Origin of the sequence: Streptococcus plurextorum DSM 22810 (assembly GCF_000423745.1) — a bacterium.
GTDB lineage: Bacteria > Bacillota > Bacilli > Lactobacillales > Streptococcaceae > Streptococcus > Streptococcus plurextorum.
The window spans coordinates 244,066-262,677 of the sequence record NZ_AUIO01000001.1; the positions used below are offsets into that span (position 1 = coordinate 244,066).

Consider the following 18,612-nt stretch of genomic DNA (forward strand, 5'->3'; position numbering starts at 1 on the left):
TTCTCATTTGTAATCATATAATTTCTTAATGATTAGAAAATAAAACCACGTTACTCTTCGCCTGACAACGACGAGTTATCTCCTCGTGTCAACTCCGTTTTAAAAAATTCTGATTGAACGGTTGCTTTCTTTTCTGAGATACGTTTTTGTACCTGAACCATCTCTTCCTTAGTTAAATGGCAATGTCTCATTGCAACAAGGGTGATTATCCAACCTAAAATTGGCATACCATATGTAATGACCATGGTCACAACAAAAATACCTACAGTTACCTTATCTCCTGGCTGAGGAACAGTATCAACATAACCAATAGTGGCAATTGCTATCGTAGCAATTAAAACACCAAATGCAGAGATTAATTTGTCAATCAAACTATATGTCCCAGAAACAACAGCTGGAATGTATTTTCCACTACGGTCCAATTCATAATCTATTGTATCAGCCATAAATGAACCGTTCGCAATTGAAACAACCATCATAGTGCCTACTGACAATATTCGTAAGATGACATAGATAATGGTCTCAATTCCAAAACCTGCTATTCTTTGTGGATCAATAACCATAAAATAAACAACTGATATGACCGCAACAACAATACTAGCAATTGTCCAGTCAACAATAGCTCTTCGTGAACCCTTCTTACCTACATATCTGGCACCAAAAACGGCAAACAAAATAGAAGGTATCATAACAATCAAATTGAGTTTGCTAGCAAGAGCCATATCTCCGATGATAATGCCAGATAATAAGGTAGCTACAACAGCTTGAGAGGCTGTATTTTGGGCAAGTTTATCTGAAGCGGCTGCTACGATATAAGATTGGAGCGGTTTATTGTGCTTAAGAACATCCAACATGTCTTTAACTCTTAATGGCTCTTGTGTCAGATTAGTCCCTCTAAAATTTTCTGGTTTATCAATAGAGCTTATTCCGATACAACAGAGGACATTGCCAATCAGCGCCATTCCCAATGTCAAAGACATGGCCAGTGATAAATAACGTTCATTAAATTGACCACCAGCTATTTTCAAGATCACACTATAAAAGACAATAGCCACCAAGACAGGGGTCACATAATTGAATACCGTAGTCCACACACCAACCATTGGACGTTGCTTGGGATCATTTGTCAAGAGAGCTGGAATCGTCTGAATGGTCATATTTATAATCGTATAACCTATGACATACATTAGATAGAATAAAATAAACCCAACTGAGCCGACTCCTTTTCCAATCATCCCGTCAAAAATAAGCCAAATCGCAACAGCTTCTACGAAGAAGCCACCCATGATTAAAATCCTTAATTTACCAAACCGTGTATTGATGCGATCATAAAGAAAGGCTAACATCGGATCTGTAATCGCATCAAAAATACGAGTCCCTGTCAAAATAGTACCTATTGCAACTGTAGAGATACCAAAACCTATACTTGCTGCATAACTTGCTTGATTCATCAACATAAAAATTGCTGAACCGCCTAAACCGTTAAGAGCATATAATATGATTTGCCAAAGTTTTGCACGCCGATATTCCACACCGTCGACACTACTTTGTGATAACTTCTTCGTCTGTAGCATAAAGTTCTCCTTTTATATAAATAGATTAATATAATTTCAAATATAGTTTACCAATTTGGAAGCGGTTACGATAGTTTTGTCTCGCCATTTTTAGTATTATTTTGATTTTTAATTGTTATTATGTCATTTTTACGCTATAATATTTATATATTAAGGTGACTGTTATGGATTTACATTTAATACAACGTTTGCTCTACAACTTGCTAAAGGTCTCAGTTATTGTATACCGTAATCCCCAAGACTTAGAGGATTTTCATAATCTATTTTCCTTTCACAGAGAAGTCAATTTGGTAGAATCTCCTGACTTAATGCGAGAGTTTTTATCTACCCTCAAAGAGGGGATTATTTATGAATATAGTGATAATCTTGGGATTACGGTCAATTTCATATTAATTGACCATACACCAATCCTTATTGGGCCTTATATTAAATCAAATCCAGCAGAAGAACAATTATATCCCCTTCTCCTGCAGAATAAGATCCCCATCAATCATCTCCAGAGTCTCAGACATTATCTATCTAATCTTACAATCATCTCCAGCTATTTGGTCAGCGAAACCATTAATAATGTTCTCCAAAGCTTTAATCCACTTTATAGCGAATACCATCTCCATCGTCTAAAGTCAACAGATGAGCAAGTGGACCATTTGTTTTGGAAGCATTCTTCTGTAACGAATTATGATGATATTTATCAACGGTATGAGATAGAGAATCGGTTTATGGATATGATTACAACTGGTAACGTCGCTGCAGTACAAGCTGCATTTGCGGATATCGTCAACTTTAATTCAAATCTACCTAGTAAAGACTGGAGAAACGTTAACACTGCCCTGTATACTACCTTAAACGGTATTGTCATCTTGCGTATTTTAGCTCGAAAAGCGGCAGAGAAAAGCGGCTTATCTGTGATTATTATCGACGATATTACTCAACGTAACGCCCAAAAACTTAAGTTGACCGCCTCCAATATCCAGATAGCCACTCGAGAAAATATCAATATGATCATTGAATTGACACAGGCTGTCCATGACTACTTAACCCATACCAAAAACTACTCTCCCCTAACGACTCGAGCCATCGATTACTTATTCGTACACTATGCTGAGGACTGTAGCCTTGCAACTTTAGCAAAACATTTTTCCGTCTCGCCTAGCCATCTTTCTCGTCAATTCAAAAAAGAAACCGGAGAAAACCTCTCCAATTATGTGGCAAAATTTCGATGTGAACACGCGGAACGATTACTACGTACAACAAACCTTCCTATAGCATCAATTGGAGAACTCGTTGGATATTTAGACAATAACTATTTTGTAAAAGTCTTTAAAAAATATTATTCCCAAACACCAAGTAGCTATCGCAGCACCATCAATTCCTAGAGACCATAAAAGGCATAGAACCATGATTTTAACACCATTGGTTCTATGCCTTTTCTTGTATGTTAGTTCCTATCTATTAGACGAACGCTTACTCTGTCTGCTCACCTCCATTCACTTCTTCCGTACACATAAGATATTCCCTTCTGTAACTCCCGATTCGTTAAAGGTATCAATCCTTAAATAAACGGGTTGATCTTTAACTAAGGCGCCTATATTAACTTCTGTTTTACCCATTACTAGATGCGAATGATAAAGTTTATCTGGAGAAAATCCCCAAAGAACTGTACTACCTATGGCATCATTGGCATTCCATCTGACTGTCATATCAAGTGGGCTAATTTCATTCACCTCTATACTATCTGCCATTTGCGGCACCTGCCCATTTCCAATACCAAATACTCGAATCCCTGAGAGACATGGCGCTTGATTATAAGGCACCGCTAAAATTGTTAAGCGTAAATAACGTATTTTTATGCCTTCTTCAATCAGTATCGCATCGTGTGGCAAGTCTGTCTCAACATGACGTTTATCAGCTAACATAACATAACGTTCCCCATCAGCTGACCCTTCTAGAAACCACCTAGTTACCATCCTAGAGGTATCAATCACTCGTTCGTTATGGTCTGTTTTATAAATTGGTAAATCTTTTTCTGGAGTGACAGAAAGCTTACTATCAGCAAAGTTTACTTGAATCATCCGTACATCGTAAAGTTGGCCTAAATCTAGCTCTACCAATGGAGTTTTATCATTAGTGTCAGCTTGCCACCAATCTTTTGATGACTCGTTGGTAATCGCATGGCTATTGGAACCTGATGATACGTTGACAGGTTTCTGATAAGATAAGAGCATCCAATCAGGTTTTGAAAATGCTGGTGTTGCAAGGTTAATCGGCCAATCTCCAAAACGTTGATCACAAAACAGTTCGCCATCACTGTCAAAGCCTGCCTTCCAAATACCTAGACGACGCTCAAATTTTCCATTTACACTAATAGCAGCTGTTGCTGTGTGATAGTAATTACCTTCCCCATCATCAAAGGTTGACCCATGTCCTGCGCCATTTATAAAGCCACCAGGTTTATAAGAATAAGGATTATTCTGTGCTAGTGTGAAAGGACCAAGTGGATTTTCTGACACATAAACACCATCTGCATAAACATTGTATTGCGTTCCAGGGGCTGCATATTGGAGGTAATATTTTCCCTCGTATTTTGTCATCCAAGCCCCTTCAATAAAAGGACGGTCATTAATATACTTGGAAATAGCCATTTTTGCCAATTCTAAAGGAGATACTCCTGATTTTGAATCATCAGTGAAATTAAATATGGCGAGACGTTCTTCTTCAGGTGTTACTAATAGACCTTGCGCCAAGCGTTCTACCTGTTCAGCAATCTCCTCTGGAGATTGTGGAGCAATATGATCATCACCAAGCCTTTCAAAACCAATGCTTTCCTTATCTGAATCAAACATGACTTGAGGTTTACCAATAGGAGATAAGGTGTCTTTATCAAGTTCAACCCCGTAGATAGGTTCATTATTACTACATCCCCAATAAAAGTAAATACGATTATCATCGTCAACAAAAAGATTTGGATCCCAGAATGGGAACGTGCCTTCAATTTCTTCGAAAGCATCTGTTATTGGATTTTTAGATCTATAAAAGGAGCAATTCGATTCTCGTCGCGAGGCTGAAAAATAAATATAACCGTCAATCACTCGAACATCTGGAGCATAATCTCCAATTGGAATAGGTCCTTTGTAGTCGTGAAAATCCCAATTTATTAAATCCTTACTCGTAAAAAATCCAGCTGTCATAGATGCAAAAAGGTAATAATGACCTTTAAAAAAAATAATCGATGGATCCGCTGCTTCTCGGTAAATGCTATATTCTGTCTCTCCTTGATAAAACTCTTTCACAAATTGGTATTTATAAGGGATACTGATTGGATTCATTAAATATCTGGCCATATTTCTGCTCCTTTAAAATAATTTACTACAAGTAAATTATATATATTAACGATATAAAAACAAGGATATATTTGATAATTATAGTTCTATTTTGTCCTTTATTCCCATAATATAATCATTTATCACAAAAAGGAGTATCTGATAATACTCCTTTCTCCTATTCATTTGATTCAATGTCAATCCCCGTCAAATAGCCATTTTTTCCTAAATTACCTGAGAAGGTATCGCCTACCTTGATAAAGGCCAGATTGTCTGGGGTTTCTGTGCTAGCTTTGATTTTATAGATGGTATCACCAGATTGAATAAAGTAGATGGTGTTCCCATTGATGGTCTGACTAGCTAGTGCATCTACACGTCCGCTGACAGTGACCGTTTTTTCTTTGCTCGCACTTCCCGAACTGATGCCTGATAGGACATCGGTACTGGCATCGGTGAATTGCGAAATAAGGCTAGCAACGTCGTTATTGACAGTCACCTGTTGGTAATCCTCCGCATCCACAAGGGCATAAGATTTTACCAGGCCTGCATCATCTTTGAGCGAAACAAGGTAAAAGGCTTTGCCATTTAGCTTAACCAATGCAGGAGCGGTTGCCACATAACCTTTTTCTTGCACTTCTCCCTCAGCTGATTCCTGAGCGGCAGTCTCTGTTGCTGATGCCAGCTTATAATTGGTGACATCACGTGTTCTCATGTTAACTAGGATAAAACCGAGATTTGACGAATCTGCTGTGGCAGAGGTGATGCCTGTGTAGAGGTAAATATCACTCCCTATAGTGATGTAATTGTAACTATCCGTTGTTTTCTTCACACCTGTTTGACTGAAAACGGTGTTCCAAAAACCTTTCTGGTAGGTGTAGTAATCATCGACACGTTTAATGACATTGTTGGCTGAAAAAATACGGTCCACCCAAACAGGAAGGTCTTCCAGACTGTATTCCTTGGTTTCTCCTGTCACAGCATTAAGTAAAACAGCTCCGACTGGGTCATTTTCACTAAGCATAAACTTAGGTCGATAAACCGTCGCTACATAGTAAGGGTTGCCGTCATCATCGACTTCAAAAGAAGGATCGCCAAAAATGGTAAACGGATAGCGAAGCCTTAAATAACGCATGGTATCATTGAAAAAGTATTCAGAATCAGAATATTTCATTCCCTGATTTAACTTAGCTAATTCTGCTTTCCCTGTGGTTTGATTTACCTTAACATAATAGCTAATCCCCTCTTGGTGATTGCTTAGCCATTTCCAAAAGCTCTTATACTCCAAAGGAGACACACGATAAGGCTGATCGCCAATGGTAATCTGACGGTAATCATCCGATATGCCAAATTGCGATACCTTATCAATGGTCCCTAAATAAGTATCTCCTATCTTTTCTGCCGAAGCTCTATCAAGAAGGGCTAATTTTGAGACATCCGTTTCTGGAAAGTCTTTAGCAAAATCTTTTTCCGTCACACTGATGATGTTAGCATAGCTCTTTGCACGGAAAATGCGTGAATTAACAATTCCTAGTGTAAAGACAAGGAGCAAAATAGTCCCTGCTCCTGCTAAAGCTAAGGTAGTTGCCTTTAGATTTTTCTTAACGTCTAAAGTCGCATCAGCTGTAAAGCCTTTTCGACCTGACTTAAAATTTTGCCACGCATTTTTGCCCACAGAGATCCCACCTAAGAGTCCCATAAGGAAAAAGACACCTGCCACTAGAAGTAAAAGCCAGATGACAAAATACCAAAATTGCTTACTCATCACGTTTAGCGGTGGGAGATAGAGCCAATAACTCCCAACAATCACTAATAGCCACAAAATCCATAACATTAGAGTAATTTTCTTTTTCATGTCAAAGCACCTCAGTAAAAACCTTTTCTCTTTTCTTCCATTATATCATTTTTCAAGGACTTCTATTCGCATCGCCCGCGTATTTTTGATAGAATAGTGTGAAAAAACTTTGCAAAGGAAACTCGAATGAAACTCATTTCTTGGAATATTGATTCCCTAAACGCCGCACTGACTGGGACGTCCCCACGTAGCGAACTCTCACGCGCAGTTCTAGACACTCTAGTCACTGAAGATGCTGACATTATTGCCATTCAGGAAACCAAGCTCTCTGCAACAGGTCCTACTAAAAAGCATTTGGAAATCCTAGCCGATTATTTCCCAGGTTATGACAATACCTGGCGTTCTTCTGTTGAGCCCGCAAGAAAAGGCTACGCTGGAACCATGTTTCTCTATAAAAAAGAGTTAGCTCCAGTCATTACCTTTCCTGAAATCGGTGCTCCTTCTACCATGGACAGTGAAGGTCGTATCATCACCTTGGAATTTGAACACTGCTTTGTGACCCAAGTTTATACCCCAAACGCAGGCGACGGCCTAAAGCGCCTAGAAGACCGCCAAGGCTGGGATGAAAAATACGCAGATTACCTTGCTGAACTCGATAAGAAAAAGCCAGTCCTAGCAACAGGAGACTATAACGTCGCCCATCACGAGATTGACCTGGCAAATCCAGCTAGCAATCGCATGTCAGCAGGTTTTACAGACGAAGAACGTGCTGGTTTCACAAACTTGCTTGCCAAAGGATTTACTGATACTTTTCGCCATATCCACGGCAATGTCCCTGACCGCTACACCTGGTGGGCGCAACGCAGTAAGACCAGTAAAATCAATAATACTGGCTGGAGAATCGACTACTGGTTGACCTCAAATCGCATCGCCGACAAGGTAACAAGATCGGAAATGATTGACTCTGGAAGCAGACAAGACCATACCCCAATTGTTATGGAAATCAACTGGTAAACACTTGAAAATGGATTCAGAAACATCTGAATCCATTTTTTTGTGATTGTATTTGGATGATCAAGATAGTCATTAACCACATGATTCCTATCTGTTATGAAATCCAAGCAACTAACTTCTCTAGAAAACTTCTGACGAAGTCACCGTAAGGTTAACAGCATTCTTGTCACTAGAATTTTTTCAGCCAAGAAAGTGCCAAGTGCCCTGGGAAATCCTTTACCATTTGAATTTAACCACAGTTGAGCTGGCTTTTAACAACTATCAGGTGAAAACAACATTGCGCTGCACACGGTAACTTAGGATAAATAGAAGGGTCTCTGTGACCAATTTTGCAAGCGCTAATCCAATGCCAATCCCCACCAAACTTTGAAGGAGAAAGAAATTGCAAGCTAAGAGAACTAAGACCAAACTAAAATAGCGAATCAGGGAACGAAATGGACGGCTGGTTCCTTGATTGAATACAAATTGAGCATTTAATGACCATTGTAAACCTGCGCTAAGTACTCGTGCCAAAACAACTGATAAGAGCAAATGATTGGTCACGCTCATCAAGAGAAACAAAAACGCAGCATCAGCGACGGCGGCGGTCAAAGCCGTCCCAGAAAACTTTAAAAATGGAGTATAGATGCGAATGGAGTCACGAATGGGTCTAAAGTGCGATCCCTCATTATGATTTAAATAAATGGTCTCTATAGGCACTTCTTCTATAGTAACGTTAGCGCGTTTGGCTTCTAATAGCATGTTAAATTCATACTCAAAACGGTCCCCTTCAAGGCTCAAAAGCCAAGGCAAGAGATGGGTTGACATGGCACGAAGCCCCGTCTGTGTGTCGCTGAGAGCCTGCCCTGTCACCAAACCAAATAGTTTTGCTGTGATCATATTACCAAAACGGCTACGAGTTGGCACGTCTCCTACAAAAGCTCGACATCCTAAAACCAATGTTGATGGTTTATCCTTTACGGCATCAGCAACTTTCAACATATCAGATACCAAATGTTGACCATCGCTGTCAATCGTAATCAGATAATCTTCTTTATCAGCTCCGCCATTGGCCAAAAGGTAGGAAAAAGCGGTTTTTAGAGCAGCCCCCTTCCCGCGATTTTCAGAATGGCTCAAAAGAGTGGCTCCTAATTGTTCCGCACCTTCAAAATAGGGCTGATAGCGTTGATTGGAACCATCATTGATTAAGATAACCTTGGCATCACGAAGTTGCTGACGGATGGTCGCTACTAAATCAACCAAGCGCTGATCGGGTTCATAAGCGGGTATGATGATATACATAAGTGTTCTCCTTTCTCATCTCTAGGGATATACAAGTCCTTCTTAGCTAGCTCGATGAGGCCTAAAGATAATGCCACTGAGTAAGCTAACAGCTAGAAGGGCTAAAGCTGCATACCAATATTGAATTTCTAAATTAGTGGTTCGTCCTGAAATCTCAACAATCCCCTTAATCAAACAAGCGCTAACAATGGTGGCAATGCTTGAGTTATAGGTCAAAAGAGAGAAACGATGATGAATCCACAGTCCTGCTTGACCTGCTAGGAAGGTTACAAAGCTCGCTAATAGGGTGGCTAGAAACATGAGGCGCATGTACCAAGAACTTTCCCCAAAGCTGAATTGCTCGTAGACATAGGCAAATAGACCTAGAAATACTGTCAATAATAAATAGATAAAACTAGCCTTGTTAAAAGCTTTTTTAGTAACCGATGTAAACAATATCACTCACCGCCCTTTCTGAAATGCGTCCGCTTGTTGTCGGATTATTAACTACTTGACCGTTAAAATACATGGTTGATGACCCACCGCCATCTAAATTGTAAGCTGTCGTTACGCCGTAAGACTTCATTAGCTCAGCCATCTCCAGTAACGTCAAACCCGAAGATTCATCTGTCCTTCCATCTGAAACAATCACAATGTAATGGAGACTACCATCTGATTCCTCAATGATACCAATGGCTGTTCGAGGATTATCTGACATAGCACGTCCCACTTCATCAGAACTTGAGACGGCGATTTGTCCATCTTTAATCAAAGCAGGACCAAAAGCAAAAGTTTGAACCACTCCTGAATCAATCAACTCCTGAGCTGTCGTGTCTGATTCGTTAATCAATCCAAATGAACCATCCTCATAAACGACCAGGTCCTCATAATCACTACTACGTGCACTGTCTCGATAAAGGACGCCGTTTTTGATGACATAGCCTGTACTATTTGCTCCGTAATAATCACCATTGATAGCAAACAGCGCACCAACATTAGCAGCCTGAGTCGATGTCTTTTCTGTCACATTGGTACCAAAGGTGTTCTGTGCGAGAGCTGTCTTCAAATAAGAAGCATCTGCCAATCGGATATCTGCAACGTAATAGGTTGTATCTGATGTACGCCCTGTACTAATGTTAATACTGATATTGTCATCTGTATAAGATGAGTCCGTCTGACTAACAGTTCCTATATCACTAGAAGCCGTTGCTACAATTGTATTGCTGGTCGTTGTTGTATTTGTAACAACGGTTGCCATTGCCTCTGGTAAGACAAAAACCTTTAATAACTGATAGGTATTTGCTGTCAACAAGATGCTGGAAAACAGCAATGTGTAAATGTGTTTTTTGAAGAATTTCATATCTCATCTCCCTCTTTTATGATGGCTCTATTCTAAAGCAGTTTTCCAAAGTTTTCCTTAAAGAAAGCTAATAAAAACCTTAAAATCACTTCTGTTCAAACCATCCAGCTGTCATCTTCTTAGAAGCTTCAGATAAGGCAAAAATTCTTTGTAGGTAAAAGACTTAGAGAAGCTTTGAACACGAAGGCGTTTCAGATAACAGAAGATTTCCTCGTACTTCCATTAACAAATCTGTAATCAAGAAATCAAGAATTTTGGGCCGTAAAGAGTTTCTCTTAACACCATTTGATAACGACAAGAACATTAAAACGAGTTGCCCCTGCAACTCGCTTTGATTTCTTGTCTATTAACCACCTGATATCGAATAGAGCACCGCTTATAGTTCTTCGTAGTGTTGGTAGAGATAATCCAAGTCTTGAATTTCCCTAGCCAGTTTTTGACCAATGGTGGTTGATTTTACCAGCACTCGTTCAGAAGCCTCTTCCACCAAATAGTGAGCAGAGATGATATCTCCCTCACCTTTTAAAACATGGTCAACTCCTCTAAAAGAGCGGTGGGCAACCAACTGCATCCCATAACTACTAGATACCAGTGTGTAGCCTGCTAATCCGGTTTTAGCTTGATAACCTTTAGCAAATCCGCCGTCAATTACCAAGATCCGTCCCTCAGCCTTAATCGGACTTTCGCCAATTTTCTCTCTGACAGGCGTATGCCCATTGATAATCCGCCCACCAGCTGTCAATCCAAATTCTTCCAATATCAACTGACAAATATCTGCCTGATTTCTTAATCGATAGTAGGCATTCTTCTCTTCGTGGTGAGTGGATTGATCTGCAATAAAATACCGCTCAAAGGTTGTCATTGATTTCTTTCCAAATAAGGAAGAGGATTCTCCTACCCACAGATACCAGAACAAATCCGTTTCTAAGTCATCTTGAACAGATGGCTCTTTGTAGGATTTTCGAATCGATGCCTCATAAAAATCGAGCAAAGATTTACCAGAATAAGACACGCCATTGATGCGTAGAGATTTAAAATCACCATTATCATGCAGCGGAAGACAGCCGTGAAAGAGCAGATGTTGATTGTAAACCAAATACATGCTACCCTTTTCAAATAGAAAATCTACGTGACGGTTAAGTTTTTCGGACTGCTGAAAACTATGGTTTAACTGCTGCAACAAAGCCTTCTCCTCACTACTCAATCGAGCTGGGAACTGAGAATCTAGGCTATCGGTCGGAAAGCCTCTTAATGGATATTCTTTATCCCCCAACTGGATTGTTTCTTTCTCAACATTCACTCGACTCAAGAGGCGTCTATGTTCCAATTGAAATTCTGGTCTGCGCTGAATCAACTGCTCTTCTAGTTTAAACTGTAGCAAGGCGGTAGCTTGTTGCAATTGGTTAAGGATGATGATTTCTGATTCTGCTAAAACCTCCCCATCTAAAATGGGAGCAAAATTATCCTGAGGAATAAAGTAACGCTGACTGTAGTCAATAAGAGGACGAAGATTGATGCCGTATCGATTTTCCAAAAGATCAATGCTATTGTAACGTGCGGCAATCCTGATGACATTGACCATAGAAACCAAGGATCCTGAAACAGCGCCCATCCAGGTAATATCATGATTACCCCACTGTATATCAACTGAACGATGTTCTAGCAACTTATCTAAAATGCGATCTGGCTCTTTCCCTCGATCATAAATATCTCCTACAACATGCAGGTGATCGACCGTCAGGCGTTGGATAAATGTTGATAAAGCAATCACTAAATCATCCAATCGATTCAGCTGAGCAATCTTCGAAAGAATGGCTTGGACATAGATTTGCTTAGCACGCCTACTCTCAATCTCTGTTAGTAATTCTTCAATAATATAAGAGAATTCCTTCGGCATCGCCTTACGAACCTTGGAGCGACTATATTTTTTCCCTATAAATCGGGCAAAGCTGATCATTTTCGGAATCAAAGACATCAGATGTTGTTCTAAGCCTTTACTTCCTAACTGGCTAAATCCTCTTTCAAGTTGTTCTCTTGGATAAAGGATATAGAATGATAAGTCATCCAGTAGCGCCTGATCTAGCTGCTCTTCCACAAAACATAGCCGTATTTTCTCCTTGATTAACCCTGCCCCACTACGCAACAAGTAATCAAAAGCCTGAAATTCCCCATGCAAATCACTGACAAAATATTCCGTTCCCTTAGGAAGGTGCTGAATCGCCTCCAAATTAATTAATTCCGTCATCACTGCTGATCTTGTTGGAAATTTCTCCTTCAATAATTGATAATATCTCTCCACAACCAACCTCCTTGCACATGCTTCTTACCTTTAGTCTAACAAAAAGTAATTAGATTTCAAGTTAAGTAGGGAAATAAGCACCAAAAAACCTAAAACTAAGTTCTAGGTCATCTTGTCGATTACGATTGGCTTCAATCTGGAAAGTGGTACAACTGAGGGTACTCATGGCAGTCTGGATTTTTAGGATGGCAAATGGCTCTTCCAAAGTAAATCATGGCCTGATGAGCCGCCAGCCATTTTTCAGGGGGTAAGACCGAGCAGACATAGTCTTCCACCTCGCGAGGTGTCGCCGATTGTTTGACCAAATGATGGTGCTTGCAAATCCGTTCCACATGGGTATCAACCGCAAAAGCTGGAATGCCAAAACCGACAGACAACACCACGTTGGCTGTCTTTCTCCCTACTCCTGCTAGGCTCTCGAGCTCTTTTCTCGTCTTGGGAACCTCACCGCCAAATTCATTGACCAACTGCTCTGCACATTTTTTCATAAACTTTGCCTTATTCCGGTAGAGGCCTAACCGTGCGATATAGTTTGCTAACTCCTCTTCGCTGGCCTTAGCCATTGCTTCTGGAGTCGGAAAAGCTGCAAAAAGGGCCGGAGTAACTTGATTAACAGCCTTATCTGTTGTCTGAGCGGATAATAGAACTGCAATGACCAATTCAAAATGATTTCGAAAATCTAAGCTAGGCTTAGCATCTGGAAAAAGTGCAATAATTTCTTCAAGGACATGTCTTGCCCGTTTTTTTGATAATACCATATCCCTATTATAGCAGAAGCTCTGCCATTGCCCAAACCTCTTGTTTGATAGCTCGACTGTTTTCCATTATAATAGAAGCATGCTAATCAAAGAATTAATCGCTCGTTTTGAAGAAGCGCAAAATCCTGAGCTTGCTGACAGCATGTCGGCTTACATGCGCCATCAGTTTACCTTTTTTGGTGTACCTAGTCCCCAGCGTCGCCTCCTCTACAAGGATGTGATCGCCACCGCTAAAAAGAGCAAGGTTATCGACTGGAGCTTGCTAAATCAAGCCTGGGCTGCCCCTCATCGTGAACTTGACTATTTTGTCTGCGACTACCTAAAAGGCATGCAAAAACATCTCACTTTCGATGACGTCCCTAAGCTTCTGACTTATGCTAGTAGCCATCAATGGTGGGATACCATTGATTATTTTGACCGTATTTTGGGCAATATTGCTGACGCTAGGATTTCAAATCTCATGCTAGAGCTATCATTGTCCGAGGACTTTTGGCTACGTCGCATCGCCATCGATCACCAGCTAGGACGAAAAGACAAGACTGATACCAATCTTCTAAAATCCATTATCCTCAACAATCTTGGCAGCAAGGAATTTTTTATTAACAAAGCCATCGGCTGGAGCCTCCGCGACTATTCTAAAACAAACCCTGACTGGGTGCGTGACTTTATTGAAGAACACCGCGACAGCCTAGCTCCCCTCTCTATCCGAGAAGCTAGTAAGTATATTTAAAAGCTAGAAAATCAGGTATAGGCGAAACCGCCTTATCCGTCACACTTATAAATAGCGGAATTGTCTCTAGTTAACGTCAAAACCACTCCCATTTGGGAGTGGTTTTATTTCATATTAGTTGAAATCAACATACTCTTTTTGAAGTTCAAGAACTTCTTCTGCCGTTGCACATTCTGTCAAGGCACGGTGAGCATATTCTTCCATTTTAGCGGTGTCAAGTGTCTTCATGAGGCTACGTGTACGAAGGACAGATGTTGCACTCATAGAGAACTCATCCAAGCCCATTCCGACAAGAAGTGGAACAGCTTGTTGATCACCAGCCATCTCACCACACATACCAGCCCATTTGCCTTCTGCATGTGCAGCCTTGATAACATTGTTAATCAAACGAAGGATAGATGGATTGTATGGTTGGTAGAGGTATGAAACTTGCTCGTTCATACGGTCAGCAGCCATTGTGTACTGGATAAGGTCGTTTGTACCGATCGAGAAGAAGTCAACTTCCTTAGCAAATTGGTCCGCAATCATTGCTGCTGCAGGGATTTCAATCATGATACCTACTTGGATATCATCTGCTACTGCGATACCTTCTACCAAAAGTTTTGCTTTCTCTTCTTCAAGGATTGCTTTTGCTGCACGGAATTCTGTCAACAAGGCAACCATTGGGAACATGATACGGAGTTTACCATGCACAGATGAACGAAGAAGGGCACGCAACTGCGTACGGAACATCTGGTTACCAGTCTCAGAGATTGAGATACGCAAAGCACGGAAACCAAGGAATGGGTTCATTTCGTGTGGAAGGTCGAAGTAAGGAAGTTCCTTATCACCACCGATATCCATGGTACGAACCACAACTGGCTTGCCGTTCATGCCTTCTAATACTGCCTTATAGGCTTCGTATTGCTCATCTTCCGTTGGGAAGTCTTGAGAATCCATGTACAAGAACTCTGTACGGTAAAGACCAACTGCCTCAGCACCATTGTCGTTGACACCTTCAACATCTTTAGGTGTACCGATGTTGGCTGCCAATTCAAAGTGTTTGCCATCAGCTGTCACCGTTTGAGCATCTTTGAGAAGAGCCCATTCAGCTTTTTGTTTCGCATAAGCTTCACCGGCTGCTTTGAATTCTGCAATTTGTGCATCCGTTGGGTTGATAATCACATCACCTGTGATACCGTTAACCGCAAGAACATCGCCGTCTTTAACAATTTCAGTAATGTTGTTTGTGCCCAAAACAGCGGCGATTTCAAGGGTGCGAGCCATGATCGCTGAGTGGCTTGTACGGCCACCGATATTAGTTACAAAGGCTTTGACGAACTGCTTGTTCAATTGAGCAGTATCTGAAGGTGTCAAGTCATGTGCAATCACAATAGCTTCTTCGTTGATGGTTGCTGGATTTGGCAACTTACGACCGAGGAGATTTGCCAAGACACGTTTCGCCACATCGCGGATATCCGCAGCGCGCTCCTGCATGTATGGGTTATCTTCCATGCCTTCAAAGATGGTGATGAACATATCAGTCACCTCTTTCAAACCAGTTTCTGCATTGGTTTGTTTTGCACGGATGGTTTCTTTAATCTGACCAACCATTTCTGGGTCAGATAACACCATGAGGTGAGCATCAAAAACGGCTGCTGCCTCTTCTCCAAGCGTACCTACTGCTTTTTCACGAATAGCAGAAAGCTCGTCCTGAGACGCCGCCAGAGCAGCATCCAGACGAGCTTCTTCTGCATTCGTATCTTCAACTGTGATTGTCTCAAATGACAAATCTGGCTGAACCAGTAGATATGCTTTAGCAACGGCAACACCGTCAGATGCTGCGATTCCTTTAAGCATTTCTGTCATCTTCTTATGCCAATCCTTCTTTTGTCATTGTTTCTTCGATTGCTGCAAGTGCTTCTGCTTCATCAGCACCTTCTGCTGAAATAGTCACTTCTGCACCTTGACCAACACCAAGTGACATAACACCCATGATTGATTTAAGGTTTACTGATTTTCCTTTGTATTCCAATGTGATATCTGAAGCGAATTTGCTTGCTGTTTGGACAAGCAAAGTAGCTGGACGTGCGTGAATTCCTGTTTCTGCAACAATATTAAATACTTTAGAAGCCATAATGGTTCTCCTTTATGTTTTTTGAATTTATGAATTATCCTATGATAACCCTTACAAGCTCAAATTATAGCATACTCCCGATTTTTTTTCAAGTTATGGCTATGCTATTTTACGATTTTCTTGTAAATATCAAATGTGATAACATCATTTTTCAAGTCAATTTTCTTAGCTTTCAAGAAAATGTTTTGCTTGTTTGTGATTTCTTCTAAATTGATCGTGATTAAGGTATTTTCAATGTCCACATGGACAAATTTGGGTAAGTCATAGACCTTGCTCAGATATTTCAATACCTCTGCCTTAGGCAATGATAGGGTTCCTGCTGAAAAAGACGTCAACTTCAGCTGCACTGCTCCTTCTTCTGAGGCATAGGGTTCAAAATAAATATAGAGTGGTACCTCATAACCTAAAAAGGTATAAGTCCCTTCAAAAAGCATGGTCGTCGAACTGGCATAAAAATTAAAGGTAATATTCTTTGACTTAAGACCATTCATGTAAGAAGACAAGGTTTCATTAAGCTGTTCTTTTGTCGTTGTAATGGTGCCGATACTGACAATCTCTTTCGCCGGAGTCGTTGCTACGGTTTCGGTAACTGGCTCACGTACTTCTATCAAACGACTGGCAATCACAGCAAAAAATGCTACCTGAGCAGACAATAACACTAAAAAACTAATTTTCCAGACATTTAACCGGCGCTTACTTCCATTTTTTCTTGGTAACACGTATTTCCTCCGTTACAGTATCCGCCATCAATTGATAACCGAGATTATTTGGATGAAAGAGATCATCTTCAAACAAGGCGTCATTGATAATAGTGGTTTGTCCACCGACGGTTTGAACAATACCTTCTTGCCCATCAATGCCCTTATAGAGAAGATCATTGATGGGGACAAAGTAGACATTTTGATATTCCTGACTAACTTCCTCTGTGGCTTGATTCCAATTATCTATCACCGTCTGCATTTCGGTGACCTCTGGAAAATTCAAGTAAAAAGGGTTGTAAATCCCCAAAATATAAATGGGCAAATCAGCATTCTGCTCTCTTGCTAATTCAATAATACTCCGTAGGCGTTTTTGATAGGATTTAGCAGGCTTTTTGAAGGTCTCTACCTTCAAATCAGCTAGGTTTTTACGAATCACTGCCATAACATCATTCCCACCTAAGGTGAGGGTCAATAAATCAGCCTGAGCTAACTTTTGGGTAATCTCATCATTTTTCTGCATTCGGCTTAGTATCTGATTGCTGGTATTTCCTGCCACACCATAATTTGAGGTTTCTATTTCATAGCCATAAGTCGCATTGAGGTTATTTGCCAAAAGGGGAACAAATCCTCCTTGCCCCGTCGTATCGCCGATACCTTGAGTCAACGAATCCCCTATAGCAACGTAAGAAAAGGTCTCTACTTTCTGAGAAAGAAAATCTCTTTTGGTTAATTTGGTGTCCGACTTTGGAATTATCCAATTGAAAAAAGCAAAGAAAATCATAAAGCTAACAGCGAAAAATAATGTATTGGCTATCAGACGTTCTTTATTCATAGCGCACCATTACTGCAAAGGCTCCCTCGCCTGTATGGGTCTGAATGATTGACCCTGTTTCTAAAACCGAAATCTGTGTCACATCCACCACATCACGCAGACTTTCTTTTAAACTATTGGCAAAATTAATGGTACCTGAGTAGGAAATCCCAATTTCGGCAATTTTACGGGAACCGACCTGTTCTTTCCAAGACTCGAGCCACTTGGTAAAGGTCTTTGTTCCTCGACCTTTAGCAATAGGTTTTAGCTCATGGTCTTTTAACTCCATCATTACTTTGATGTTAAGAAGTGAGCTTAACATGCCTGCCACACGCCCAATTCGCCCTCCCTTAACCAAGTTTTCAAGCGTGGATACGCCAATGAACAGTTCTGTTTTTTGTCTGATGTCTTCGATTTTTTCCAAAATGGTCTCTAAATCGGCTCCTGTTTTGGCTAAACGTGCCGCTTCTACTACCTGAAATTTCATGGATTGATCCGTGAAAGTCGAATCAATAATCGTTGCTGGCGCTTCTGCGATGGCAGCACCTTGACGAGAAGCTTCAATCGTACCAGACAAGGCATGTGTTAAATGAATAGCAACAATGTGCTCAGCTCCGCTATTGACCAAATCCTCATAAGCTTCTGCAAAAACACCTACTGGAGGTTGGCTGGTTTTGGGAAGTTCTTTACTTGCCTGCATTAGGCCAAGAAACTTTCCTTCCTCCTTAAGGTCCGCATCCGAATATAACTGGCCATCAACCATGACCGACAAGGGAACAACGGTGATTCCTAATTCTTCAACCAACTCAGGTTCAATGGTCACTGAAGAGTCTGTCATAATTTTTATCATACTAATACCTATTTGGCTAACTAGACA

Annotated in this window: 16 protein-coding genes; 3 read left to right on the forward strand and 13 right to left on the reverse strand. The window is 40.6% G+C overall.

Annotated elements, in window-relative coordinates; all coding sequences use genetic code 11:
- Nucleotides 1–50: 50 nt before the first annotated feature.
- Nucleotides 51–1,574: an MFS transporter gene (locus G575_RS0101225; RefSeq protein WP_027971115.1), complete on the reverse strand. Its 1,524-nt coding sequence runs from the start codon at nt 1,572–1,574 to the stop codon at nt 51–53.
- A 164-nt stretch (nt 1,575–1,738) separates the two neighbouring features.
- Between G575_RS0101225 and G575_RS0101230 the strand changes: the two genes are divergently transcribed.
- Nucleotides 1,739–2,950, forward strand: a complete 1,212-nt coding sequence (locus G575_RS0101230) for an AraC family transcriptional regulator (protein ID WP_027971116.1) — start codon at nt 1,739–1,741, stop codon at nt 2,948–2,950.
- A gap of 111 nt (nt 2,951–3,061) precedes the next feature.
- On the opposite strand, the gene G575_RS0101235 is transcribed toward G575_RS0101230, so the two are convergent.
- Nucleotides 3,062–4,915, reverse strand: a complete 1,854-nt coding sequence (locus tag G575_RS0101235; RefSeq protein ID WP_027971117.1) for a family 43 glycosylhydrolase — start codon at nt 4,913–4,915, stop codon at nt 3,062–3,064.
- Nucleotides 4,916–5,072: 157 nt separating this feature from the next.
- Nucleotides 5,073–6,746 carry a hypothetical protein gene (locus G575_RS0101240; protein WP_027971118.1) on the reverse strand — a complete coding sequence of 558 codons (1,674 nt, stop codon included), beginning with the start codon at nt 6,744–6,746 and terminating at the stop codon, nt 5,073–5,075.
- Nucleotides 6,747–6,872: 126 nt separating this feature from the next.
- Between G575_RS0101240 and G575_RS0101245 the strand changes: the two genes are divergently transcribed.
- Nucleotides 6,873–7,700 carry an exodeoxyribonuclease III gene (locus tag G575_RS0101245; RefSeq protein ID WP_027971119.1) on the forward strand — a complete coding sequence of 276 codons (828 nt, stop codon included), beginning with the start codon at nt 6,873–6,875 and terminating at the stop codon, nt 7,698–7,700.
- Nucleotides 7,701–7,961: 261 nt separating this feature from the next.
- Here the strand turns inward: G575_RS0101245 and G575_RS0101250 are convergent, their stop codons facing one another.
- From G575_RS0101250 to nth, 5 genes are all read right to left on the reverse strand, one after another.
- Nucleotides 7,962–8,981 carry a bifunctional glycosyltransferase family 2/GtrA family protein gene (locus tag G575_RS0101250; RefSeq protein WP_027971120.1) on the reverse strand — a complete coding sequence of 340 codons (1,020 nt, stop codon included), beginning with the start codon at nt 8,979–8,981 and terminating at the stop codon, nt 7,962–7,964.
- A gap of 42 nt (nt 8,982–9,023) precedes the next feature.
- On the reverse strand, nt 9,024–9,422 hold the full coding sequence (locus G575_RS0101255) for a hypothetical protein (RefSeq protein WP_037622425.1): 399 nt from the start codon (nt 9,420–9,422) through the stop codon (nt 9,024–9,026).
- Nucleotides 9,397–10,320 carry a phosphodiester glycosidase family protein gene (locus G575_RS0101260; RefSeq protein WP_027971122.1) on the reverse strand — a complete coding sequence of 308 codons (924 nt, stop codon included), beginning with the start codon at nt 10,318–10,320 and terminating at the stop codon, nt 9,397–9,399. Before G575_RS0101260 ends, G575_RS0101255 begins: the two co-directional genes overlap by 26 nt.
- A 376-nt stretch (nt 10,321–10,696) precedes the next feature.
- The gene (locus tag G575_RS0101265) at nt 10,697–12,619 is read right to left on the reverse strand and encodes a fructose-bisphosphatase class III (protein WP_027971123.1); all 1,923 of its coding nucleotides are present in this window, start codon (nt 12,617–12,619) and stop codon (nt 10,697–10,699) included.
- A gap of 131 nt (nt 12,620–12,750) precedes the next feature.
- Nucleotides 12,751–13,377: an endonuclease III gene (gene nth, locus G575_RS0101270; protein WP_027971124.1), complete on the reverse strand. Its 627-nt coding sequence runs from the start codon at nt 13,375–13,377 to the stop codon at nt 12,751–12,753.
- Between the two features lie 79 nt (nt 13,378–13,456).
- Between nth and G575_RS0101275 the strand changes: the two genes are divergently transcribed.
- Nucleotides 13,457–14,107 carry a DNA alkylation repair protein gene (locus G575_RS0101275; RefSeq protein ID WP_037622429.1) on the forward strand — a complete coding sequence of 217 codons (651 nt, stop codon included), beginning with the start codon at nt 13,457–13,459 and terminating at the stop codon, nt 14,105–14,107.
- A gap of 114 nt (nt 14,108–14,221) precedes the next feature.
- Here the strand turns inward: G575_RS0101275 and ptsP are convergent, their stop codons facing one another.
- The 5 genes from ptsP to G575_RS0101300 all read right to left on the reverse strand — a co-directional run bounded on the left by ptsP (nt 14,222) and on the right by G575_RS0101300 (nt 18,591).
- Nucleotides 14,222–15,955: a phosphoenolpyruvate--protein phosphotransferase gene (gene ptsP / locus G575_RS0101280; protein ID WP_027971126.1), complete on the reverse strand. Its 1,734-nt coding sequence runs from the start codon at nt 15,953–15,955 to the stop codon at nt 14,222–14,224.
- Nucleotides 15,956–15,959: 4 nt separating this feature from the next.
- Nucleotides 15,960–16,223 carry a phosphocarrier protein HPr gene (locus tag G575_RS0101285; RefSeq protein ID WP_027971127.1) on the reverse strand — a complete coding sequence of 88 codons (264 nt, stop codon included), beginning with the start codon at nt 16,221–16,223 and terminating at the stop codon, nt 15,960–15,962.
- 104 nt (nt 16,224–16,327) lie between these two features.
- Nucleotides 16,328–16,942: a YpmS family protein gene (locus G575_RS0101290; RefSeq protein WP_027971128.1), complete on the reverse strand. Its 615-nt coding sequence runs from the start codon at nt 16,940–16,942 to the stop codon at nt 16,328–16,330.
- Nucleotides 16,917–17,756, reverse strand: coding sequence for an SGNH/GDSL hydrolase family protein (locus tag G575_RS0101295; RefSeq protein WP_027971129.1), 840 nt, complete (start codon nt 17,754–17,756; stop codon nt 16,917–16,919). Before G575_RS0101295 ends, G575_RS0101290 begins: the two co-directional genes overlap by 26 nt.
- A complete protein-coding gene (locus G575_RS0101300; protein WP_027971130.1) occupies nt 17,749–18,591 on the reverse strand; it encodes a DegV family protein in 843 nt (280 codons plus the stop codon). The genes G575_RS0101295 and G575_RS0101300 overlap by 8 nt, the downstream gene beginning before the upstream one ends.
- Nucleotides 18,592–18,612 lie beyond the last annotated feature (21 nt).